The 23,878-nt window shown below is 37.0% G+C and carries 21 protein-coding genes, 1 other RNA gene and 1 riboswitch; of the genes, 16 read left to right on the top strand and 6 right to left on the bottom strand.

From position 1 onward, the window contains the following. The first annotated feature begins 231 nt into the window (after positions 1–231). Positions 232–1,692: an IMP dehydrogenase gene (guaB, locus tag acsn021_RS19095; protein WP_184095527.1), complete on the top strand. Its 1,461-nt coding sequence runs from the start codon at positions 232–234 to the stop codon at positions 1,690–1,692. 109 nt (positions 1,693–1,801) lie between these two features. Here the strand turns inward: guaB and acsn021_RS19090 are convergent, their stop codons facing one another. Further along, positions 1,802–2,485: a peptidoglycan recognition protein family protein gene (locus tag acsn021_RS19090; RefSeq protein WP_184095525.1), complete on the bottom strand. Its 684-nt coding sequence runs from the start codon at positions 2,483–2,485 to the stop codon at positions 1,802–1,804. 187 nt (positions 2,486–2,672) lie between these two features. Further along, entirely contained in the window at positions 2,673–3,164 is a 492-nt protein-coding gene (locus tag acsn021_RS19085) for a deoxycytidylate deaminase (protein WP_184095523.1), read from the bottom strand. A 354-nt stretch (positions 3,165–3,518) separates the two neighbouring features. Between acsn021_RS19085 and acsn021_RS19080 the strand changes: the two genes are divergently transcribed. From acsn021_RS19080 to acsn021_RS19050, 7 genes are all read left to right on the top strand, one after another. Further along, on the top strand, positions 3,519–4,451 hold the full coding sequence (locus acsn021_RS19080) for a phosphate ABC transporter substrate-binding protein (protein WP_184095521.1): 933 nt from the start codon (positions 3,519–3,521) through the stop codon (positions 4,449–4,451). Beyond that, positions 4,451–5,371, top strand: coding sequence for a phosphate ABC transporter permease subunit PstC (gene pstC / locus acsn021_RS19075; protein WP_184095519.1), 921 nt, complete (start codon positions 4,451–4,453; stop codon positions 5,369–5,371). The genes acsn021_RS19080 and pstC overlap by 1 nt, the downstream gene beginning before the upstream one ends. 20 nt (positions 5,372–5,391) lie before the next feature. Beyond that, complete coding sequence (pstA, locus tag acsn021_RS19070) at positions 5,392–6,546, top strand: phosphate ABC transporter permease PstA (RefSeq protein WP_184095517.1); 1,155 nt, start codon at positions 5,392–5,394, stop codon at positions 6,544–6,546. A 32-nt stretch (positions 6,547–6,578) separates the two neighbouring features. Continuing rightward, positions 6,579–7,337: a phosphate ABC transporter ATP-binding protein PstB gene (gene pstB / locus acsn021_RS19065; protein ID WP_184095515.1), complete on the top strand. Its 759-nt coding sequence runs from the start codon at positions 6,579–6,581 to the stop codon at positions 7,335–7,337. A gap of 195 nt (positions 7,338–7,532) precedes the next feature. Beyond that, a complete protein-coding gene (phoU, locus tag acsn021_RS19060; RefSeq protein ID WP_184095513.1) occupies positions 7,533–8,180 on the top strand; it encodes a phosphate signaling complex protein PhoU in 648 nt (215 codons plus the stop codon). Positions 8,181–8,247: 67 nt separating this feature from the next. Then, positions 8,248–8,946 (top strand): response regulator transcription factor, encoded by a 699-nt coding sequence (locus acsn021_RS19055; RefSeq protein ID WP_207725194.1) that lies wholly within the window; start codon positions 8,248–8,250, stop codon positions 8,944–8,946. Between the two features lie 12 nt (positions 8,947–8,958). Then, positions 8,959–10,707, top strand: coding sequence for a sensor histidine kinase (locus acsn021_RS19050; RefSeq protein ID WP_184095508.1), 1,749 nt, complete (start codon positions 8,959–8,961; stop codon positions 10,705–10,707). A 209-nt stretch (positions 10,708–10,916) separates the two neighbouring features. On the opposite strand, the gene acsn021_RS19045 is transcribed toward acsn021_RS19050, so the two are convergent. Next, positions 10,917–11,573, bottom strand: a complete 657-nt coding sequence (locus acsn021_RS19045) for a TIGR01906 family membrane protein (RefSeq protein ID WP_184095506.1) — start codon at positions 11,571–11,573, stop codon at positions 10,917–10,919. A gap of 282 nt (positions 11,574–11,855) precedes the next feature. Further along, positions 11,856–11,938: riboswitch (ZMP/ZTP riboswitch) on the top strand. 80 nt (positions 11,939–12,018) lie between these two features. Between acsn021_RS19045 and purH the strand changes: the two genes are divergently transcribed. Further along, the gene (gene purH, locus acsn021_RS19040) at positions 12,019–13,572 is read left to right on the top strand and encodes a bifunctional phosphoribosylaminoimidazolecarboxamide formyltransferase/IMP cyclohydrolase (protein ID WP_184095504.1); all 1,554 of its coding nucleotides are present in this window, start codon (positions 12,019–12,021) and stop codon (positions 13,570–13,572) included. 204 nt (positions 13,573–13,776) lie between these two features. Here the strand turns inward: purH and acsn021_RS19035 are convergent, their stop codons facing one another. Continuing rightward, positions 13,777–13,977, bottom strand: a complete 201-nt coding sequence (locus acsn021_RS19035) for a cold-shock protein (protein ID WP_184095502.1) — start codon at positions 13,975–13,977, stop codon at positions 13,777–13,779. A gap of 369 nt (positions 13,978–14,346) precedes the next feature. On the opposite strand from acsn021_RS19035, the gene acsn021_RS19030 reads away from it, so the two are divergent. Both acsn021_RS19030 and acsn021_RS19025 read left to right on the top strand, forming a co-directional pair. Continuing rightward, the gene (locus acsn021_RS19030) at positions 14,347–14,892 is read left to right on the top strand and encodes a hypothetical protein (protein ID WP_184095500.1); all 546 of its coding nucleotides are present in this window, start codon (positions 14,347–14,349) and stop codon (positions 14,890–14,892) included. 108 nt (positions 14,893–15,000) lie between these two features. Continuing rightward, the gene (locus acsn021_RS19025; RefSeq protein ID WP_184095497.1) at positions 15,001–16,482 is read left to right on the top strand and encodes a flotillin family protein; all 1,482 of its coding nucleotides are present in this window, start codon (positions 15,001–15,003) and stop codon (positions 16,480–16,482) included. A gap of 109 nt (positions 16,483–16,591) precedes the next feature. Here acsn021_RS19025 and acsn021_RS19020 read toward each other — a convergent pair whose 3' ends face one another. After that, complete coding sequence (locus acsn021_RS19020; protein WP_184095495.1) at positions 16,592–17,239, bottom strand: Ig-like domain-containing protein; 648 nt, start codon at positions 17,237–17,239, stop codon at positions 16,592–16,594. 393 nt (positions 17,240–17,632) lie between these two features. On the opposite strand from acsn021_RS19020, the gene acsn021_RS19015 reads away from it, so the two are divergent. The 5 genes from acsn021_RS19015 (at position 17,633) to acsn021_RS18995 (ending at position 23,259) form a co-directional block, all read left to right on the top strand. Further along, the gene (locus acsn021_RS19015) at positions 17,633–18,328 is read left to right on the top strand and encodes a response regulator transcription factor (RefSeq protein ID WP_184095494.1); all 696 of its coding nucleotides are present in this window, start codon (positions 17,633–17,635) and stop codon (positions 18,326–18,328) included. A gap of 203 nt (positions 18,329–18,531) precedes the next feature. Continuing rightward, complete coding sequence (locus acsn021_RS19010) at positions 18,532–19,911, top strand: sensor histidine kinase (RefSeq protein WP_184095492.1); 1,380 nt, start codon at positions 18,532–18,534, stop codon at positions 19,909–19,911. 63 nt (positions 19,912–19,974) lie between these two features. Further along, positions 19,975–20,153: non-coding RNA, 6S RNA (ssrS, locus tag acsn021_RS19005), on the top strand. Between the two features lie 276 nt (positions 20,154–20,429). After that, on the top strand, positions 20,430–22,355 hold the full coding sequence (locus tag acsn021_RS19000) for an NAD(+) synthase (protein ID WP_184095490.1): 1,926 nt from the start codon (positions 20,430–20,432) through the stop codon (positions 22,353–22,355). A gap of 22 nt (positions 22,356–22,377) precedes the next feature. Then, the gene (locus tag acsn021_RS18995; RefSeq protein ID WP_184095488.1) at positions 22,378–23,259 is read left to right on the top strand and encodes a DegV family protein; all 882 of its coding nucleotides are present in this window, start codon (positions 22,378–22,380) and stop codon (positions 23,257–23,259) included. Positions 23,260–23,370: 111 nt separating this feature from the next. On the opposite strand, the gene acsn021_RS18990 is transcribed toward acsn021_RS18995, so the two are convergent. Beyond that, the gene (locus tag acsn021_RS18990) at positions 23,371–23,811 is read right to left on the bottom strand and encodes a hypothetical protein (protein ID WP_184095486.1); all 441 of its coding nucleotides are present in this window, start codon (positions 23,809–23,811) and stop codon (positions 23,371–23,373) included. Positions 23,812–23,878 lie beyond the last annotated feature (67 nt).

The following is a 23,878-nucleotide window of genomic DNA, read 5'->3' as shown; positions in this document are numbered from 1 at the left end:
AGGAATGCCCGGAAAAGCAGATTACTATGTAAAATATTTGCTTTCTGGGCAATTTTTATATATAGCATACAAATGTGCGCCTGTGGCGGAATGATTTTTGAACTTGTACTCATGATAAGGACAAATTTTTCGTTTAGGTGTTGACAACCTATGCTTAATTGGGTATACTTTTAAAAATTAACAAAAAACCAATATGATTGTCATAATACTAAGAAAGTGAGGATATATAAAATGGGAACTATTATCGGTGAAGGCATTACCTTTGATGACGTCTTACTGGTACCAGCTTATTCAGAAGTGATACCAAATGAAGTTGATGTATCTACCTATCTGACACAGACCATTAAATTAAACATTCCGATGATGAGTGCGGGAATGGATACTGTTACAGAACATAGAATGGCGATTGCTATGGCTAGGCAGGGAGGTATTGGCGTAATTCATAAAAACATGTCAATATCACAGCAGGCAGAAGAAGTAGATAAAGTAAAACGTTCAGAGAATGGAGTAATCACAGATCCATTTTATTTATCACCAGAGCATACTTTAGAAGATGCCAATGAATTAATGGCAAAATACAGAATATCGGGTGTACCAATTACCGAAGGGAAAAAACTGGTAGGTATCATAACAAATCGTGACTTAAAATTTGAAACCGATTATTCCAAAAAGATAAAAGAAAGTATGACCTCAGAAGGTCTGATTACAGCATTAGAAGACATTACCTTAGATGAAGCTAAGAAGATTTTAGCTTCTGTCCGTAAGGAAAAACTTCCTATTGTTGATAAAGACGGTAACTTAAAAGGTCTTATAACAATAAAAGATATTGAAAAACAAATCAAATACCCTTTATCTGCAAAAGATTCCCAGGGAAGACTTCTATGTGCGGCAGCGGTTGGTGTAACTTCTAATATATTAGAGCGTGTAGATGCTTTAGTGAAGGCTAAGGTTGATGCAATTGTAATTGATACAGCGCATGGACATTCAGGTAATGTACTTAAGGTGGTAAGAATGGTTCGTGATACCTATCCGGACTTACAGATTATTGCCGGTAATGTAGCAACGGGAGAAGCCACAGAAGATCTAATTAAAGCCGGCGTAAATGCCGTTAAAGTTGGTATCGGACCTGGTTCTATCTGTACAACAAGAATTGTTGCTGGTATTGGCGTTCCTCAGGTTACTGCTATTATGGATTCCTATGCTGCAGCTAAGAAATATAATATTCCAATCATTGCTGACGGCGGTATAAAATATTCCGGTGATATGACTAAGGCCATTGCTGCCGGTGCAAATGTTTGTATGATGGGAAGTATATTTGCCGGTTGTGACGAAAGTCCGGGAGAATTTGAATTATTCCAGGGCAGAAAATATAAAGTATACCGTGGTATGGGTTCTATTTCAGCTATGGAAAATGGAAGCAAGGACAGATACTTCCAGTCCAATGCAAAGAAACTGGTACCAGAAGGTGTTGAAGGGCGTGTAGCATACAAAGGTACAGTAGAAGATACGGTATTCCAGTTAATCGGTGGTTTGAGATCTGGTATGGGATATTGCGGAACTGCAACTGTTGAGTCACTGAAACAAAGCGGTAAATTTGTTAAGATAACAGCAGCATCCTTAAAGGAAAGTCACCCTCACGATATTCATATCACAAAGGAAGCACCAAATTATAGTGTGGAAGACAATCACTAATCGATATTAGAAACATGACAGAAACGGTTTTTAATCAACTAAACATAACATATTACTGAACACAAAAGGATTTGATAAATTCAATGTCTGAATTTATCAAATCCTTTTATTATTTAGTAGCATTTTCCTTCATGTAAGCCATTACATCATTCTTAAATTGCTCCCAGGCATCTTCATGTTCTACATAGTAAATGGGACAGTGCTTTCCTGAAACATCGTAATGTCTGATGATATCTTCTCGCTTCAAATCGTATTTCGCACATAGCCAGGCAGTGAGTTGTACCAGTGACTGATAGGTGATATCATTAAACTTGCCGGTTTTATCAGGATGGCAGCTTTCTATGGAGATGGTATCAGAATTTCTGTCATTTGAAGCAAAGGCAACCTCATTTAAAGGAATACATTGAATAATTTCACCTTCAAGACCTACAATAAAATGGCTGCTGGCGGAGGTGGTCTTTGTCGTCTTTAAATTTTCGAAATAGTTTCTGTTCGCCTCAGCACTAGTACCAGGATTAGCAGTATAATGAATAACGATACTATTTACCTTGGGTAACGGAGTCTGAGGTCTGGAATAATCATTAGGTGTTAAAAGGTCTTTTAGTATGATAGGGCTTTCGAGAGTAATCTTTTTCTGAAAGATACCAGTTAACATGGGTGAGTTAAAGCTTATAACGGATAATCCGATATATGCGGCAGAGACTATGATTAACATCACAACAGTTGTTAAGACGAGCAATCTAAAGCCCCTTTTTCTGCGTTTTCTTTTAAGCCATTGTTCTTTTGTAAGCATTGAAAAGAGACCAAGCCTTTCTACAGTTATTCGTGTATATGTTTATATTTAAATATATGCAAAATTCAATTCCTTTATATTTTTACACAAATCACCAAAAATCTCAAGGAAAGAATCGTTAAATTTTTCTGTTTTTGTCTTAAGAAAATATGAATGAATATTAAGGAGAAAGGCAGGGTTATATATATTATAAATGAATAACCACATCTCTGTTAATTGAATTATATTTTCGGTATACGATACCGGTGGCGTCAAGCATACGTTTTGCTGCTTTGACAGCATCTGTTTCTGAATATTTATCGGATAGATAAATAATTTCCTTGATTCCCTTTTGTATCAGAGCTTTGGTACATTCATTGCAGGGAAATAAAGTTACATATACCTTTGCGCCCTTCATATGAGTACCGGTGTAATTTAAGATAGCATTCATTTCGGCGTGACAGACATACACGTATTTGGTATCCAGAGCAGACCCGTCACGTTCCCAGGGAAATTCATCATCGGAACAGCCGATGGGCATACCGTTATAACCTACAGAAAGAATCTTATTGTCTTCGCTTACGATACAAGCACCAACGCTGGTATTGGGATCTTTACTGCGTTCTGCTGATAACAGAGCAATCCCCATAAAATATTCATCCCATTTCAAATAATCTTGTTTTTTCATATTAACTTTCATTCCTTTCGTTCCTGTTTTTTAACTTAACTCCCATTTTATTTTCTTTCAAATTTATTCATTTATAAGAAGGTATTATGTAAATCCATGTGTTTACATTTTAGCATATCAAAAAAAGAATGTAAATTCGTAATCAGGGTAAACTACTTCCAAAGGCGGCATATGCAAGAAAATAAGGAAAAATCGCAGAGATTTACTACATTTTTATTGAATAATACATTTATAGAGAGTTTTATTAGTTTACAAAGACTTTACATTAGAAAAATACACGTATTACATTTACAGTATAAAATTCGTATTGTAAGTTAAACAAGCAACAAAAAATCATAGGGGGATCCCAAAATCAGGAGGAAAGAAATGAAGAGAATGAAAAAAATACTGATTACACTTTTAACCATCGCACTAATCGGAGCTTTGGGTGGATGTTCCAGCAACAGTAACAGTGAAACAAATACAGATGTAACGCCGACAACAGAACCCACTGCGGAGGCAACTAAGGCACCGGAAGCAACAACAGAGCCAACAGAAGCTGCCGAAACGGATGGAGACTTATCAGGAACTATTTCTATAACAGGCTCCACTTCCGTAGAAAAGATTTTAATGGATATGATTGATGAATTTACAGCTTTAAATCCAGATGTAAATATTAATTATACAGGAACCGGTTCTTCTGCCGGTATAGCAGACACTTTAGCAGGTTCTAATGACATCGGTGCATCTTCCAGAGAATTAAAGGATGAAGAAAAAGTGGATGGTTTAAAACAAGTAATTTTTGCATATGACGGTATTGCAGTTGCTGTAAACCCTGCAAACACCGTAACAGATATAACCTTAGAAGATTTAGTTAAAATTTATAGCGGTGAAATCACCAACTGGAACCAGGTAGGTGGAAGTGATGCAAACATCGTTGTAGTATCCAGAGAAGGTGCTTCTGGAACAAGAGGAGCGTTTGAGGAGTTAATTAAGCTAGAAGACGCAGGCGGGTTAGTAGAAGATGCTACGGTTCTTGAAGGTAACGGTAATGTTCAGCAGTCTGTAGCAGGTAATGCAAATGCTATTGGTTATGTATCTTTCTCCTTTATTGATGAAACAGTAAAAGCTTTGACAGTAGGTGGTGTAGAACCTACAGCAGAAAATGCAAAGGCAGGAACCTATAGCTTATCCAGACCATTTATTTTCGCATCAATGGAAGCAACTCAGACACCTGTGGCAAAAGCTTTCTTAGAATTTGCGGTAAGTGAAGACGGTCAGGGATTTGTAGAAGATCACGGAGGCATCAGAGTAGACTAATGAAAAAGATTGCATACAAAGATAATAAGATAAGCAAACGTAGTGAGTTTCCAGAAAAGCTATTTCACGGAATATTTCTGGTATGTGCACTGGCAAGTGTACTAAGCGTTATCGCCATAATTCTCTTTGTGTTCTCCAAAGGCTTGAAACCGTTCTTCGGAGATGATGCATACAGCTTCTTAAAATTTATAACCGGAATGAAATGGGATCCCGGCAATGATATATATGGAGTATTCTATATGATTGCTGGTTCTGTACTGGCAACCCTGGGCGCAATTGTGCTCGGGGTTCCCATTGGTTTATTAACTGCTGTATTCATTGCTGAGATAGCGCCAAAAAAATTAGTGGCAATTATAAAACCGGCCATCGAATTGTTGGCCGGAATTCCGTCTGTTATTTACGGAGCGTTTGGTTTAGGGGTAATAGTACCGGCCATTAATAAGATATCACCGACCGGCCAAGGAGAATCCTTATTGGCCGTAATCTGCGTATTAACGATTATGATTCTGCCAACCATTATATCACTTAGTGAAAGTAGTATACGGGCTGTTCCAAAATCTTATAGGGAAGCCTCCTTAGGTCTTGGTGCATCCAAAACCCAGACTATATTTAAAGCAGTTATTCCTGCGGCACGTTCAGGTATCCTGACTGCAACTGTACTTGGTATCGGAAGGGCCATCGGTGAAACCATGGCAGTTATGATGATTGCAGGTAATAATATTGGAGGTCTGCCAAAAAGTATCTTTTCAAAAATACGACCTCTTACTACTAATATTGCCATGGAAATGGGCTATGCATCTGGCAAGCATCAAGACATGCTATTTGCAACCGGAGTAATACTGTTTGTCTTTATAATGGTAATTAACATAACACTAATAAAACTAACCAGCAGACTGGGCAGCCAGGGCTCTAGCAGTTAATGGATAATAGGAGTTTGCAGATGGAAAAAAGCAATTGGAATAAAAGAAAATGGTCAGATGGGTTTTTAAAAGGGTTAATATACCTATCCACTGCCTTAACGGTAGCCATATTAGCAGTAATTATCGGTTTTATTTTATATAAAGGAATTCCAGGCGTAAACCTTAACTTTTTAGTACGTAACTGGGATAGTAGAACTACATTTGTAAATGTAAATAAACAAGCTGGTGAAGCTAGTACCAATCCAAAGTATGTACCCTCTTTAGGGATTACCCTTGAGGATGAGGACGATACTGTATATATAAAGGAAATAGAAAGTAATTCTCCGGTACGAAAAGCACTTAATATGAAGGAGCAGCTTTATGAGCTAAAGAAATCAGATATTATCACTAAGGTGGATTCAGAAAATACCAAAGGGATGAAAGCCGAAGAAGTAGCAGCTCTCATTATGGGAAGCAGTGACGCAGCTATAAGACTTAAAGTAATAAGACCTGGTGGCGGTATTATGCCTATGTTAATATCAACTATCTATATTATTATATTGACACTGGCAATCGCAGGTCCTATCGGAATCAGTTCTGCAATATACTTAAATGAGTATGCAAAACCCGGTCGTGTTCTCAGATTAATACGATTTGCCATACAAAATTTAGCAGGTATTCCTTCTATTATATATGGTTTATTTGGTATGCTGGTTTTTGTTCAAATAGCAAAAATGCAATATTCTATATTAGCAGGTGCGCTAACTTTAAGTATCATGCTTTTACCAACTATTATTTCAGCAACAGAAGAAGCGTTAAAGGAGATTCCCAAGGTTTATAGAGAGTCCTCCTTTGGATTGGGAGCCACAAAGCTTCAAACAATCAGAAAAATTATATTGCCAGGAGCACTTCCAGGTATTTTAGTTGCCATGATTTTAGGAATCGGCAGGATTGTGGGGGAATCTGCTGCATTAATTTGGACTGCTGGTACCGTAGCGCAGATTCCGATTTCACTGGTGGGCGGAGAGGCCTCGGCGGCAACTCTTACAACAAAGATGTATTGGTTAATTAAAGAGACCGGTGATCTTAGTACTGCCAGTTCTATAGCAGTGGTACTTCTTATATTAATCATCGTCCTGAATGTAGCCTCTAAGTTGATTACCAGGTTATTTTTAAGGAAAAAAGGAACAAACTAAAATAAGAGGAAGTAGTAACAGGAGGATGTAAGGTGAACGATACAGTTAAATTTTCAGTAAAGGATTTGGACTTGTATTACGGTAATTTCCAGGCCCTAAAAAAGATAAATATGGAAATCTATAAAGGTAAAATTACAGCTTTTATCGGTCCTTCCGGCTGTGGTAAATCAACATTTTTAAAGACCATTAACCGCATGAATGATTTGATAGAAAGTGTAAAGATTACAGGAAGTATAACCATGGATGGTGTAGATATTTATAAGGACATGGATGCCATTCAATTAAGAACCAGAGTAGGAATGGTATTTCAACAGCCTAATCCATTTCCTATGAGCATATATGATAATGTAGCATATGGTCCAAGAATACATGGAATTAAGAAAAAGAGTGTACTGGATGAAATCGTAGAGCGTTCTTTAAAACAGGCAGCAATCTGGGAAGAAGTAAAAGATAAATTAAAGAAAAGTGCGTTGGCCGTATCCGGTGGGCAGCAGCAAAGAATTTGTATTGCAAGAACCTTAGCCATAGAACCAGAAGTAATTCTAATGGATGAACCTACCTCAGCTCTTGACCCTATTTCTACTCTAAAAATAGAAGATTTGGCAACAGAGTTAAAGCAGCAGTATTCTATTATTATTGTAACTCATAACATGCAGCAGGCTGGTAGAATATCTGATAAAACAGCATTTTTCCTTACTGGTGAAGTGGTGGAATATGGTGACACCGAGCAAATTTTTAATAAGCCTAAAAATAAAAAGACAGAAGATTACATTACGGGTAGATTCGGTTAAAAATAGCTTGCATATTATGAAATTACTGCTTAATATGAAAGTAGAAGAAGTCTGAATATTGAGAAATTTGAATTTACAGACATGAAATAAAGGTGGTACATGGTATCACAGGGTTGAATGAAAATTTTGATATAGAAAGGATGCCACATTAGAATTCTTTCAACCTTTTAATTGTGGCTGCAATGGGTATATAGTATGAGACAAACATTTATTGCACAACTGGAAGCGCTGAACAATGACGTAATAAAGATGGGGAGTATTCTGGAACTATCAACAAATGAAATGATATTGGCACTTGATAATACGGATACCGCCATTTCAAAGAAAATAATAGATCGGGATGATGAAATTGATTTATTGGAACAGCAGATTGAAAAGGATTGTATTAATATTATTGCAAAGCAGCAGCCGTTAGCAAGCGACTTAAGAAAAATTACATCTATTATGAAAATTATTACAGACATTGAACGAATTGCAGACCACTGTGTGGATATATCAGAATACATTATACGTTTAAGTAAACTGCCCAAAGTAAATCCTCCCAAAAATTTGTCTGATATGATTAGTGCTATGAAAAAGATGGTAATTGGTACCATTGACAGTTTTGTAGAAGGCAATCTGGAAAAGGCTACGAAGGTAATTCAGGCAGATGATGAAGTTGATACTTATTTTGAAAAAATAACGGAAGAATTGTCAGAAACCATGCAAAAAGATTCAAATATGGTACCGCAATGTATCTGTTACTTGATGATTATAAAATATTTGGAAAGAATGGCAGACCATGCAACAAATATCGCAGAGTGGATAACCTTTATTGTAACGGGTGACTTAGTAATTGGATGATAATACTGGATGCTCTATAGATCAAAACGCAATGTACGCGATTCAATAGGTGGAATAAGAGGTGAATATGAAGACTGTTTTAGCAGTGGATGATGAAGAACATATTTTAGAATTGCTGACCTACAATTTAGAAAGGGATGGTTTTCGAGTAATACAGGCAGATAGCGGAGAGACAGCGTTAGAATTGATTGATAAAGAAAAAATCGATATTGTATTGCTGGATTGGATGCTTCCGGGTATTGATGGTATTGAAGTTTTACGCCGTATCCGGGCAGGTAAGCCACACAGAACACTTCCGGTTATTTTCCTCACTGCAAAAGGTGATGAAATCAGTAAGGTAGTAGGGCTGGAAGTTGGCTCCGATGATTACTTGGTAAAACCGTTTGGTGTGCATGAGCTTTTAGCAAGAATAAAAGCAGTTCTTAGAAGAAGTGAGGCCAGCTTTGAGACAGATGAAGCAGAAAAAGAAGAAAAGATTGTTATAGATTATCTGGAGCTTAACCGGTCAAGACGGACCGTAACTGTAAGGGGTGAAGCAGTGGAATTATCTTATAAAGAGTTTGAACTTTTGTATCTTTTAGCTAAAAATCGAGGAATCGTATTTACAAGGGATAACTTACTTGAAAAGGTATGGGGCTACGACTATATTGGAGAAACCAGGACTGTGGATGTTCATGTTAGTAATTTGCGTAAAAAAATTGAACAGGATGAAAGTCATCCGATATATATTAAGACAGTACGAGGTATGGGATATAAATTTGCATAAAGGAGGTTTTTCATGCATAAGAAACTATATTTCAGTTACCTTGCTATCATCCTGCTCGCCATTGGCATGTCTGCATTTATTTTCTGGAATAAAGGCTATGAGTATGTCTATGAGCAAAGCCAGGAGTATTATTTGAATCAGGCAAAACTGATGGCAGATATTTTTTCAGAGGAAGAAATGGATTCCAATAATGATTATGAAACCTTTGTACTAAAATATTCGGTAAAATATAAGTTTCGTATCACTTTAATTGATAAAGAGGGAAAGGTGCTGGCAGACTCTAGTACCGAGGAAAGACTGGAAAATCACAAAAGCCGGGAAGAGGTTATAGGTGCTTTAAGGGGTAACAGTGTAACTGTTAACCGTTATTCCAAAACTATGGGACAGGAGTATTCCTATAGTGCTGTCCCACTAAAGAACGGAGATTTAGAAGGAGTACTGCGAATATCCCTGCCCATAGCCCAAATTAAATTTTTAAACAGACAGTTTGCAGATTCCATAGTGTATGCTATCATACTTTGTTTTATACTTGCAGTAATTGCAGCAGCAGTATTTACGAACCTGTTGGCAAAGCCTGTTAACGAAGTAGCAAGAGCCGCAGGGCGTATATCTGAAGGCGATTATAATATTAAGATATATACAAGGGACAAATCCGTTGTAGGAAAACTGGCTGATTCTTTTAATATTATGGCTGCTAATCTAAAAGGTACAATTGATAATTTAACCAAGAGAAATGCTGAATTGGAAGCTATGTTGAGCAGTATGACAGCCGGCGTAGTAGCAATTGGAGATACCAGCGAGATATTATTTTACAATAAAGCTTTTTTAGAAGTGGTTAAGCCGGATAAAGAAATAATTCAGGGTGTATCCTTATATAATTTCTTACGAAATGCTGCGGTATTTGATGCCATTGATCAGGTAAGGGACACGAATAGCAGTGTGACAAAAGAGGGAACCCTGTTAAAGAAAACAATACGTAACATCAGAGTTACAGCAACACCACTTGGTCTGGAAGGCGAACATTATTTTGGTGTACTTTTGATTATTGAGGATGTTACACAGCTTAAAAAACTAGAAAGTATACGTACAGATTTTGTATCCAATGTAACTCACGAATTGAAGACACCATTAACCTCAATCCGAGGCTTTATTGATACACTAAAAAACGGAGCAATTAAGGATGAAGCAATAGCAAACCGTTTTCTCGATATTATAGATATAGAAGCGGAACGGTTATATAGTCTGATACAGGACATATTGTTATTATCAGAAATTGAATCAAAAAGGGAATATGAATCCTTGCCCTGTGATATAAATGAAACCATTAATGCGGTGATTGAGCTGCTTCAGCCAAAGATTACCGATAAGGTAAAGATAAATTTCTGCCCGAAGCCTTATGTAAGACCCTTTTACTGTAATCCAGACCGTATGAAGCAATTATTTATCAACCTGCTAGACAATGCTATTAAATATACGGAGGAAGGAACTATTTCCGTTGATTGTCTGGAGGAAGGGAATACATTGTTTGTACAAATTAAGGATACCGGTATTGGAATCGAGAAAGAACATCTGGCTAGAATTTTTGAACGATTCTACCGGGTAGATAGGGGACGTTCCAGAAAGCAAGGCGGGACTGGTCTTGGCTTGTCCATAGTAAAGCATATTGTAGAGCTTTATAATGGAAATATTCAGGTAGATAGTACCTTAGGCGTTGGAACAGAATTTAAAATCAGCTTTCCCTACCTGGCAGGACTCAAATAAGTTCATTTGATTTGATAGGTTCATGCCATTTAAATAGGTTGAATAGCTAGTTATAATACTTTATATTTAAAATGCTCATTTACATCCTACAGTTGGCTATAAAACAGTAGGTGGTAAGTGAGCATTTTATTTTGTAAGCGAGAGTATATATTTACTTTATTGCTGTTCGTACTTTGAATATAGTAGCAGACTATATTCAGTGTGAATTCTTATTTTAAAGTTAAAGAAGACCACCTTCTATTTATGAGTATTCGGTAGATAGTGTATAGTAGAATACTGCCTAATAGAACACAGGCAATAATAAACAGCAGGCTATGGAGAAAAAATGTGTCCGGCAATATGGTTATGACCGGGTCGGTAACCGGGTCGAACATCCAATAGTCATTTCGAAAAAATATCTTATGAAAGAATATAAAGGCGGCATCAAAATTTATGGCGCAGCCTATAGCTACAATGATTGGAAGTATAATCACTGTTAGGGAGGAGATAAATAAATAACTGTAATCACGCTTTCTTTTTTTGTACAGAATAATGATAAGAGCAAGTACAAAACTGATAAAAGCAATAAAATAAAAGGACATAAATATACTCTTTACTTCTTCAAAATGTTGTAAACCAGAGGCAGAGGCGGGGAGAGTCGGAAAGTTTAACCCACCTTTAAAAAATGGAGAATTATAATCGATTAAAGCATCATAATTTTCGCGGATTATAGCCGCATCCAGTCCTGAAAGTTCGGGGATTTTCAGATAATTAATATCAAAATAATAAAGGTAGCGGAAGTTGACAGCTGCAATGACTCCAACAGATATAAACAGAAAGGTAAATACAATACCAATCAAAATATCAGTCATTTTCAATCTTTTCACAAATAAACTCCTTTCACAGGGAAGCTCTTACTTATACTGCCCTGTTTTATGCCTCTTAGACATTTCTGTGTTACATTTTTAGATTTCTATTTGACATATAATATAAACATTGTAAGTTGAATAAATTCAGCTTGTATTGTATGGTGTTTATTATATAACAGGAAATACCAAATAGCAAATAGCATTCCTTAAAACTTTCTAAAGTGTAGACTCGGCAACTAACTTGTTGTAGCTGCTTGCAAAAACAACTTGAAATAATAAATATAGTAAGGTATACTATAGGCAGATTTGTACGACTGGCGGAAAGTGGGAGTTTACCCACGGGGAGTACAAAATAATAATAGCCGACCGCCTGGGCAGCCTTAGGTAACGATACATATATAAGTATGTATATTACCCGGTTACCTGGGTGGTTTTTTCTATTAAAATACAAAAGGAGAGTAGTATGAGAGCATTAATTAGTGTATCAGACAAGACCGGTATTGTAGAATTTGCCAAGGAATTAGTGGGAATGGGCATAGAAATTATTTCTACCGGAGGAACTTATGGTAAGTTAAAAGAGGCAGGAATAGCAGCCATAGAAATTTCGGAAGTAACAGGTTTTCCGGAATGTCTGGATGGCAGAGTTAAAACACTGCATCCGAAAGTTCATGCCGGGTTATTAGCGATGAGAAGCAAGAAAGAACATATGGAACAGTTAAAGGAGCTTGAAGTAGAGACCATAGATATTGTTGTGGTAAATTTGTATCCTTTTAAGGCAACTATATTAAAGGATGGGGTTACCAGAGAAGAGGCAGTAGAAAACATTGATATTGGTGGGCCTACCATGCTTCGCAGTGCTGCAAAAAACTATCAGGATGTTGCAGTTGTTGTTGACCCTGATGATTATACCAAGGTCTTAAAGGAGCTAAAGGGAGAAGGTGCAGTATCTTTAGACACGAAATTCTATCTGATGCAAAAGGTATTTATGCACACTTCAAGCTATGACACTATGATTGCAGACTATCTTCGAAAGGAAAGAAAGGATACGGAACTTCCAGACACTCTTACCATGACCTTTGAAAAGGTTCAGGACATGCGTTATGGAGAAAATCCCCATCAAAAAGCAGCCTTTTACAGGGAAATTGGCAGGTTGACAGGTTCTATAGCAGATGCTGTACAGTTAAATGGAAAAGAGTTATCCTTTAATAATATTAATGATACTAACGGCGCACTTGAATTGCTAAAAGAATTTACAGAACCTACAGTGGTTGCCTGCAAACATGGAAATCCTTGTGGTGTGGGCAGCAGTGAGAATATATATGAGGCCTGGAATAAAGCCTATGAAGCCGACAAGGTTTCTATCTTTGGAGGAATTGTAGTGGCAAATCGTATGGTTACTCTAAAGATGGCGGAGGATATGGTTAAGGTATTCTTAGAAGTGATTGTTGCACCGGATTATGAAAAAGAAGCTTTGGCATTATTGCAGACAAAGAAAAATGTGAGGGTTCTTAAGCTTACAGAGATTGAAGTACCACAGAATGAAAATGCATATGATTTAAAAAAGGTAAATGGTGGTTTAATTGTGCAGACCATTGATAGTAAGTTATTAGTAGAAGAGGATATGAAGGTTGTTACAGCCCGTGTTCCAAGTGAAAAAGAAATGAACGATTTATTATTTGCCTGGAGGGTTGTTAAGTTTGTGAAGTCCAATGGTATTGCACTTGCAAAGGACAGACAAAGTATTGGAATTGGGCCGGGGCAGGTAAATCGTGTGTGGGCAACAAGACAAAGCATTGAACACGCCGGTGAGTTAATAGGTGAAGACGCAGCAAGAGATGCGGTGTTAGCTTCTGATGCTTTCTTCCCTTTTGATGATTGCGTGGAGGCTGCTCATCAGGCAGGTATTACTGCCATTATTCAACCAGGTGGCTCTGTAAGGGATGAAGATTCCATTAATAAGTGCAATGAATATGGAATAGCCATGGTATTTACAGGAATGAGACATTTTAAACATTAATAAGTAGATTAAAAAGGATAATGCAGATTTCCGTTTAAGAAAATCTGCATTATCCTTTTTCGTTATAACCCCTTATGTAAAATCTATATTATAGTACATGAAATAGTATTCATTTATGTATATGCGTCTGAACCTCTGGTGTATCACGAAGCAGAGATGCAGTTTATAACGTAGACTTCTGATTATAACTGAAATACGTTTAAATTACACGGCTGTTACATTAGCAGCCTGAGGTCCTTTTTCTCCGTTAACAATATCAAATGCTACAGCCTGTCCTTCTTCAAGAACCTTAAAGCCGTCCATTGTTATAGCGGAGAAGTGAACAAAAATATCTTTGCCTTCTTCATCTGAGATAAAACCAAACCCCTTTTTTGCGTTGAACCATTTAACTGTTCCCTTATTCATACTTAACCTCCTAGTACTAAAAAATATTTATTCACTATCCGGGTAATCTATCCTATTAGCCGCTAATAAGATGAGATGTACTGTATCACTTATAGGGATTGTTGACAGATTACGCTTATAATGATAGTCTAAATCTATCACAAATAGTAATAAATGTCAATCTTTGGAGTGAAAACTAATATACTGTCAAAGAAAAGTATAAAGTTGACTTAACATGAAAAAATGTTACAATATTAGTACCAGACAAAATTTGGAGCGTTTTCTAATCTAATTTTAATAATAGCGTAAGAAGTACTTAATGCAGGAGATATACAATATAATAAAGCAATATCTTACATAACAATAGGCTAGAGCGGGAGGTGTATAAGTATGCTTTTGGTGTTTCAGGTGTGTTTTTTTACAGGAATCGGACTACTAGTAATTTCCTTTCTATTCGGAAGCTTGTTTGAAGCTTTTGGAATTGATGGACTGGATTTGGATATAGATTTTTTAGGAAACTCTTTTTTCTTACCATTTAATCCAATTCTTTTTGTACTGTTTTCTACAGTCTTTGGTGGAGTGGGATGGATATTTAGCGATTATTTTCCTGCTCTTGGCAAACTATTGATTTTGCTGGCGGCTCTCGCCGCAGGTATTCTGGTATGTATGACAATGAGCAGATTTCTGATTAAGCCTTTAAAAAATGCACAAAATACTAGTACACCAAATGCTGAAGATTTGGTAGGATTAAGGGCTGTGGTTTCAGAAACCATATTTAAGAATGGCTTTGGTGAGATAAGATATATTATAAATGATAACAGTTATGTATCACCCGCAAAAGCCACCAATGGTTCTGAAATCAAGGTTGGTAAGGATGTTGCCATATGCTGGATTGAGGACCATGTGTTTTATGTATCCAGTTTTGATGATATCTAACGCAGACAACTGCGAGATATACATTATTCCAAGATACTTGAGAAGTCACTTTACATAACAACGGCTTTGGTTTTTTGGAATTAGGAATAACAATAGGAGGATGGAAGTATGGAAGCAATTATTATTGCAGGAAGCATCGTGGGTGCGATACTACTTTTTGTATTGTTAATAACAACAATGTGGAAAAGAGTACCCCAGGACAAAGCTGTGGTAGTTACAGGTCTTAAAAAGAGAGTCATCTCTGGTGGAGGTGGTTTCGTTATACCACTTCTGGAGCGTTCCGATAAGATTTCTCTTGAGAATATGAAAATCGAAATCAGAACAGAAGGTGCCAGAACAGAACAAGGTGTTGATATCCGCGCAGACGGTGTCGCAGTTATTAAAGTAAAAAGCGATAAAGAGAGCATCTTAAATGCAGTTGAGCAGTTCTATACAGGTAAAGAGCAACAGACTATTGACATTATAAAAGACACAGCGAAGGACGTATTAGAAGGTAAGCTGCGTGAAATCATATCTAAAATGACGGTTGAAGAAATTTATAAAGACCGTGAAAAATTTGCCTCTCAGGTTCAGGAGGTAGCAGCAGTAGGTCTTTCCAGTATGGGTCTTGAATTAAAAGCCTTTACCATTCGTGATATATCTGATAAGAATGGATACTTAGAGGCACTTGGTAAACCACGAATTGCAGAAGTTAAGAAAAATGCAGCTATTGCAGAAGCAGAAGCCTTAAAAGAAACCAAAATCAAGGTATCTGAAGCAGAAAGGCTTGGCGAAGAAGCAAAAATTATTGCTGAAACACACGTGGCGGAAGCGAATAAGGAAAAGGAATTAAAGATTCAGGCATATCGTGAAGAACAGGAAACTGTGAAAGCAAAAGCTGACTCGGCCTATCAGATAGAGAAAAACAAGGTTGCCAAAGAGGTTACGGAAACTGCCATGTTAGTTGAGTTAACCAAAAAGGAAAAAGAAACAGAAATCCAGGAAAAAGAAGCAAGCAGACGTGAAAAAGAACTTCTTGCAACTGTAAATAAACAAGCCGATGCAGATATGTACAAGATTAGCAAGCAGGCGGATGCTAAAAAATACTCAGAATTAAAAGATGCAGAAGCTTTCGGTATGTCCATTAAGGTAAAAGCAGAAGCGGAAGCAGAAGCTATAAGAATTAAAGGTGAGGCAGAAGCTGCTGCCATTCTGGCAAAGGGTAAAGCGGAAGCTGAGACCATGGAGAAAAAGGCTGCTGCTTATAAACTTTATAATAATGCGGCTGTAACACAGATGATTATTGATAAATTGCCTGATATTGCAGCTTCAGTAGCAGAACCCTTGGCTAAAACCGAAAAAATCGTTATTATTGACAATGGCAGCGGTGCAGATGGTAATGCAAAAGGTGCAGCTAAAGTATCCGGATATGTAACCGATATTATCAGCCAGTTACCAGAAACAATAGAAGCTATGACGGGTTTTAATTTTATGGATGCTGTAAAAGCTAAATTCTCAGGTGAAGGTATGTCGGGGTCAGCTAAAAAAAGCACAGAAGACTATACAATGCCTGTAGAAAAAGTGAATGAGGAAGATATAACCGTTGACTGACAATGTGCAGTTGTTAAATGTACTTAATTAAGTTAAAGATTGGTGTAAAGATAAAATCCCGGGATTCTTACTAGAATCCCGGGATTTTCATGGGTTTGTACTGATTACCTTATTCAGTTGACTGGTCTGTCTGTTCTAGCTTCTCTACTACCGTAACTTTACACATATCATATTTACCGTTACCAATGGATGCAAATATGTAGGTAACACCTACTGTTCTGGCGGTAACACGCCCTCCGATACTGACACTTGCAATGGAAGAGTCATTACTGGAGAATTTCGCTTCTTCTACTGTATTGTTTGGTTTTAAAATAGCTGAAAGGGTGGTTTTATCACCAACAGCCAGAGTTATTTCGGACTTTGTTAATTTTACACTGAGTGCAGGGGGGCCGACAGTTATTTCACATTCCAAGGATGTAACTGTTTTGACTCCTTCCTTTATGGTAACAGTGATAACAGTAGTTCCGAAATCAACGGCAGTAATAAGTCCTGCATCATCAATCGTAACTATTGAAGTGGAGCCTGATTTGTAGGACACCTTTTGCTTATCGGTAACATTATAAGTTTTTAAAGTAAACGTGGTATCTTTTACCAGAGACTTACTTTTAACATTTAACTTAATATCATTTTGCCCTTCTTCAATAGTACTTGCGCTTGCAGTCTTAACGGTGCCGGCAACAGGAATTGGTAAAATTACAGTAAAAAATAAACACATGCCCAGTGCCATAAGACACTTATTAAAGAAACCTTTTCGCATGGCATTGACCTCCAATTCCAATCTTGCATTATTTATTGCATCATTCCAAAGAATGATTCCCACTAACCTATCATAAAATTACTATAATACTAGTTTTTGTCAGAAACATGGCAACATCTTAAAAAAATCTTAAGAACTTAAAGAGAACTTAATACTTAATAATTTATTTCCACTTGTATTTACAAGGTAATATAGACTATAATAATTTATGAAATTAAAAATAAGTCCTGGGATTTTTAAAGCTGTCATGAAAGGATACGATAGCAGCTAAATAATTGCTGGTAGCTGAGTGTGGTATCTTATTTGCATGTAGCGGTAACCCTAGGTCTATCTATAAGCAAAGGAAAATTGATACGAAAGCTTAATGCATTAAAATATTTGGAGGAAAACGACATGCAATACATTTTAATCGCCGATGACAACAATGATATTACTGACGTTTTATCTGCCTATTCAAAAAAAGAAGGGCTGGAACCAGTAGTTGCAGGTGATGGCGAGGAAGCCTTCCGTATGTTTGAACGTTATAATCCGGTGGCTGTGCTGCTGGATGTAATGATGCCAAAAGAGGATGGATATGAGGTATGCCGGAAAATACGGGCTAAATCTAATGTGCCCGTCATATTAATAACTGCCAGAGGAGAAGACTTTGAAAGAATTATGGGGCTGGATATCGGAGCAGATGATTATATTGTAAAACCATTCAGTCCAAGTGAGGTGATGGCTAGAATAAGAGCAGTACTAAGGCGTATGACAAGAACAGAAAAAGACATAAAGTCAGGCAACACGATTTCACTTTGCAATTTGTTAATTAATTTGGATGAGTATACCTTACATATTAATGGCAATAAGATGTCCCTGACAAAAAAAGAAATCGAAACCATGTGGACACTGGCAAAAAATCCGAATAAAGTTTTTACAAGGGATAATTTACTAGACAGCCTTTGGGGCTTTGATTACTTTGGAGATAGCAGAACTGTAGATTCCCATATTAAAAGACTTAGGGCAAAACTGGATGCGGTACCGCATCCTGAATGGAGCATAAAAACAATTTGGGGTGTAGGCTACAAATTTGAAATTGATGAAGAATAAATAAAAAGGATTGTAATGGGTCGTTGCAGGCATAGAATCAGAAGGCAGCGACCCTGTATATTACAGTATGAAAGTAAGAGCGCATGGGTACGAATAGGGAGAGAAAGAAAAAGGTCAGAATTCACAATCGCATATTTTTTAAGGTATATATTAATTTTGCTATAATGCTTACCCTATCGGCAATATTGGTAGGTCTAATTTTTATGAATCTATATACAAACACTTCAATGGATAATTATCAAAGCAGACTACAAGATCAAGCTGACCGTATCTCAGAACAGTTATCTTCAATGATTCAGAATAATGAAACTGAAAATTTCTTGGAATATTTAAATGTGCTGCAACAAATGGACACAGATAAACCTGATATATGGACCATATCGAATCCGGATGCCGTCAATCCTATGGATAAGAGTGTAGAATCCGCCAGCTGGGAGGATATTATTCTTCCGCAGGACTTTACCCAGGTTATTAGAAAGGCATTTGCTGGTTTTATTGAACATCGGAGCGGTTATTATGAAGAATTTGGAGGTATGTCTGCAGTTGTAGGCGTTCCGGTTTGGGTAAATGATGAAGTAGTTGGTGCAGTTATGTTGGTTTCTGAAATTAAAGAGCAGGAAAAATTAATACAGAATAGTATGAGTATGATTTATTTAAGTGTTGGTGTTTCTTTGTTTATTTCTTTCATTATAGCTATAGTGTTTGCAAAAGGAATATCGAATCCGATATCTCTTATGAGAGCAACTGCACTAAAATTGGCTGACGGAGATTACGAAAGTCATACTGAAATTAAGAGGCAGGATGAAATAGGTGATTTGGCAAGAACGATTGATATTTTGGCAGTAGAATTAAAGGAAAATGAAATAGAGAGACAAAATAGGGAACAGGTCAGAGTTGATTTTTTTGCTAATGTATCCCATGAACTTAGAACACCTATTACTGTAATCAGAGCCTACACAGAATCCCTGTTAGATGGAATTATTACAGATGAGGAAAAAATCTATCAATATTATGTAAAAATTCTCTCCGAGTGCAAAGGCATGGAACGTCTGGTTGGTGATTTACTTTTACTTTCCAAGATGCAGAATCCAGACTTTGAAGTAGATAAGGAACCTGTAAATGTACTTCAAATTTTTGAAGATTTGATAAAAAGTGTCCATGCTATCAGTGATGAAAAAAATATCAAAGTTGAATTGACAAAGGATAAGCCGGCGTACATGATGATGGGTGACTATGACAGGCTAAAGCAGATGTTTTTAATCATTTTAGATAATGCTATAAAATTTTCAAAGGAAAATTCCATCATACACATAATTTTAGCCAAACAGGATAAACTAATGATATCGATACGAGATGAAGGTATCGGTATTTCAAAAGAAGATTTACCTAGTATATTTGATAAGTTCTATAAATCAAAATTAAAGCAAAATGAACAGGGTTCCGGTCTTGGACTTGCAATTGCAAGACAGATTGCGCTAAAACACGAGAGTGAAATTAAGGTAAAAAGTGCACCAGGAGAAGGCACAGAATTTATATTTTACTTCCAATGCTTGGAGAACTATGTAGAAGAATTAGATATTTAGCAGTATATATATGATAAAAGCACTTGAAAAGTGTAATTTTATAAGGTATAATGATATCAAAGTTATTTCCTGGGATGTGCGACACTCCTGTTATTTTGAACCTACATCACTTAATAAGGGATTCCTAATTTATAAGATTATGTCAGGCCACCATTTGCAGTGGAAGACAGAGGCTTATATGCGGAAACCCACCTAGCATAGGCTAGGAGTCAAAATGCAGGAAACGGCGTTTCGGGTACATTGACAAAAGATAAAGGGCAGCAATAGCTGCCTTTTTTTTCCTTAATTTATTAATAGTTATAAGATATAGATTTCTTACATGAATGAAGAAAGACTATTTTAATATGTGATAGATAATTGCGAAGCTCATTATTTAGTGAGAAATATTGGCATTTTAATGGATGTGCCACACACAATTGATTGTTTCCCAATTGCCTATTCAATATATGATTAGGAAAGGAATGCCGCAGTGGTAGTACCGGTTCATTGATTTGCGGTATGCAAGGTTTGACTAGACTATGATAGACGGATTTATAAAAGTTGCAGCGGCAACACCAAAGATAAAAGTAGCTGACTGTGAATATAATGCAGACAGAATACTGGAGCTTATTCATCAGGCAGAAGAAAATCAGGTAAAGGTAGTAGTATTGCCGGAGCTGTGTATAACAGGCTACACCTGTGGAGAATTGTTTTTACAGGATACACTGTTAGCAAGTGCTTTACAGCAATTAGAAAGAATCATAAAAGAGACTTCGGATATGGAGGTTTTGGTAACCTTAGGAGTTCCTGTCTGTAGGAATGGTAAATTGCTAAATACGGCAGCTGTTATTCATAAAGGCAAACTTTTAGGGCTTGTACCAAAAAGAAATCTTCCGAATTACTCAGAATTTTATGAAGCGAGATATTTTATGCCGGGTCCTGAAACAGTTGAATATATCTCAGTATTCGGGCAAAAGGTACCGCTGGGCACCAAGCTGTTGTTTAGCTGTTCGAATCTGCCGGCACTTACAATAGGAGTAGAAATCTGTGAAGATTTATGGGTTCCTATGCCTCCAAGTGTAGGACATACTATGGCAGGGGCGACCCTTATCTTAAACCCTTCAGCCAGTGATGAAACCACGGGTAAGGATATATATAGACGTGATTTAATTAAGATGCAGTCTGCAAAGCTTGTTTGTGGCTATATCTATGCAGATTCCGGTGAAGGGGAATCTACAACAGACCTGGTCTTTGCAGGTCATAACCTAATTGCTGAAAACGGCTTGTTATTAAAAGAATCCAAACGTTTTCAGAATGAATTTATTTGTTCTGAACTTGATGTACAGAAATTAACCAATGAAAGAAGAAGAATGACTACTTTTTCTTTTTCAGGTGCAGAGAGTTATGAGTTTGTTAATTTTAGCTATGGCTTTACCGAACCCACTGAAACAAAATTAACTAGATTTATTGATAAAGCCCCCTTTGTACCGGGAAGAAAAGAGGAACGGGACAGAAGGTGTGAGGAGATTATTAACATACAAGCCTATGGGCTTAAAAAGAGATTAGAACATACCGGACTTAAATGTGCAGTAATTGCCATATCCGGAGGGCTTGATTCTACCCTTGCATTACTAGTAACCTGTAAAGCGTTTGATTTATTGAAGCTTGACCGAAAAGGTATTGTAACTGTCACCATGCCCTGTTTTGGGACTACGGACAGAACCTATAGGAATGCCCTTTCCTTAGCAGAACAGCTGGGAACTGATATAAAAGAAATTCCTATTAAGGATGCAGTATTACTTCATTTTAGAGACATTGGACATGATAAGGATGTTCATGATATTACTTATGAGAATTCTCAGGCAAGAGAAAGAACACAAATTATTATGGATTTATCCAATAAATATAACGGACTAGTAATAGGAACCGGAGATATGTCAGAGCTTGCACTTGGTTGGGCAACTTATAATGGTGATCATATGTCTATGTACGGGGTTAATGCTTCAGTACCAAAAACACTGGTACGGTACCTGGTATCATACTTTGCGGAAACCACAGAGGATGAAAAATTAAGAAGTGTCCTCTTGGATGTACTTGATACACCCGTAAGTCCCGAACTTTTACCGCCGGTGGAAGGTGAGATTGTCCAAAAGACAGAGGATATCGTGGGGCCTTATGAGCTTCATGATTTTTATATGTATTATATTCTCAGATTCGGATTTACTCCGACAAAGATATACAGACTGGCAGTTACGGCTTTTGATGGAATGTATGATAAGGATACCATCTTAAAATGGTTAAAAACTTTTTATAGAAGATTCTTTTCGCAGCAATTTAAACGCTCTTGTCTTCCAGATGGCCCTAAGGTGGGTTCAGTTGCAGTTTCTCCAAGGGGAGATTTGCGTATGCCAAGTGATGCCAGTGCGGCACTTTGGCTGAATGAGCTTAATAAAATACAAGGATAAGTTACATGGAATGGAGAGTAACATGGCACTAAAAATTATTACGGATTCTGCTTCAGATATTCCTAAATGGCTGGTGGAAAAGTATCAATTACATGTAATACCGACACCGGTTGTCATAGATGAAAAGGATTATTTTGATGGTGATACTATCTTGCCCGAGGAATTTTACAATATCTTAAGAAGTGGTACCGAAGTTAAAACGTACCATATCAATTCTTTTATGTTCAGGCAAAACTTTGAACCTTATGCCAAAAATAAAGACCAGGTTATTTATATATGCTTTTCCACAGGCATTGCCGGTACCTTTAATGCTGCCAACATTGCTAAAGAGGAATTGCTGGAAGTGTATCCTGATTTTGATTTAACAATTGTTGATTCTAAATGTGCTTCCCTTGGGTTTGGACTTGTTGTGGAAAAGGCTCTAAGAATGGTAGAAAAGCAGGTACCCAAAGAGACTGTTATAGAGGCCATTCGGTATCACTGCGACCATATGGAACATATATTTACGGTAGAGACTTTGGAGTATCTTTATAAAGGCGGAAGACTTAGCAGAACCTCTGCCATAGCCGGAGGATTATTAGACATAAAACCCATTATAGAAGTGAATGATAAGGGAGCTCTTGCTGCCTTTGAAAAAGTAAGAGGACGTCAGAAATCATTAAAAAGGCTGGTAGAGCTAGTTGGTGAAAGAAGTACAGAACTTAAAAACCAGACTCTTGGACTGGTACATGGCGATGATTTACCCACACTTGAGAGTGTAAAAAAGCTGCTTACTGATAAATATGGCTGTAAAAACTTTATAGAAAGTTATGTAGGCTGTGCAATTGGTGCTCATACAGGTCCCGGTATTATCGGTATTATATTTTTAGACGCACCTTCACCTTATGATAAGTATTTGCAATAAAAGAATTAGTTAATAAAACAAAGAATACTATAAAAAGCTCTATGAATTTTCTATTAGAAAATCGTAGAGCTTTTGTTGTTCCTTATTAGATGTGTCTGAATACAGGAGTATTTAGTCGCCGGACTGAGGTGTTGCCTTTGCCAAAGTAACTTTGATGGCATCCAAAAGCAGGGTCTGGGTGTACTTACTGGTTTCGGAAACTTGAATCGTATAGATATCAGCACCATCATAAAGCTGTTCAGCAATTTCCTCCAGAGTAGGTTCTACTAGAGGATACATAGTAGTGATGGCCTCATCTATGTTTACAATACGAACTGAATTAATATGGTCTTCATCTACCACGATTTCTAAGTTTAATGCTGTATCGCCCAATACAAGATTCGAAGTCCAGACTCCTGGTATGTATAATTTATCAGCCATTGTCGCGGTAGTATCTTCATTCTTATTTAAAAACATAATAACCAGAAGAATAATCAGCAGTATACCCAGGCCTGCAAAAAGAGCCGTATATATGATTTCCTTTAAGTGAATTACAACAATTTTCTTTGACATATGTTCACCATGCCTTTCCTGGTACTGTTTCACAGAAGGAACCCAGACTATTCCTTTTGCAAAACTA

Origin of the sequence: Anaerocolumna cellulosilytica, from assembly GCF_014218335.1 — a bacterium.
In the GTDB taxonomy this organism is placed as follows: domain Bacteria; phylum Bacillota; class Clostridia; order Lachnospirales; family Lachnospiraceae; genus Anaerocolumna; species Anaerocolumna cellulosilytica.
Note: the sequence above shows the minus strand (reverse complement) of the source record. Positions and strands in the feature narration are given on the sequence as shown.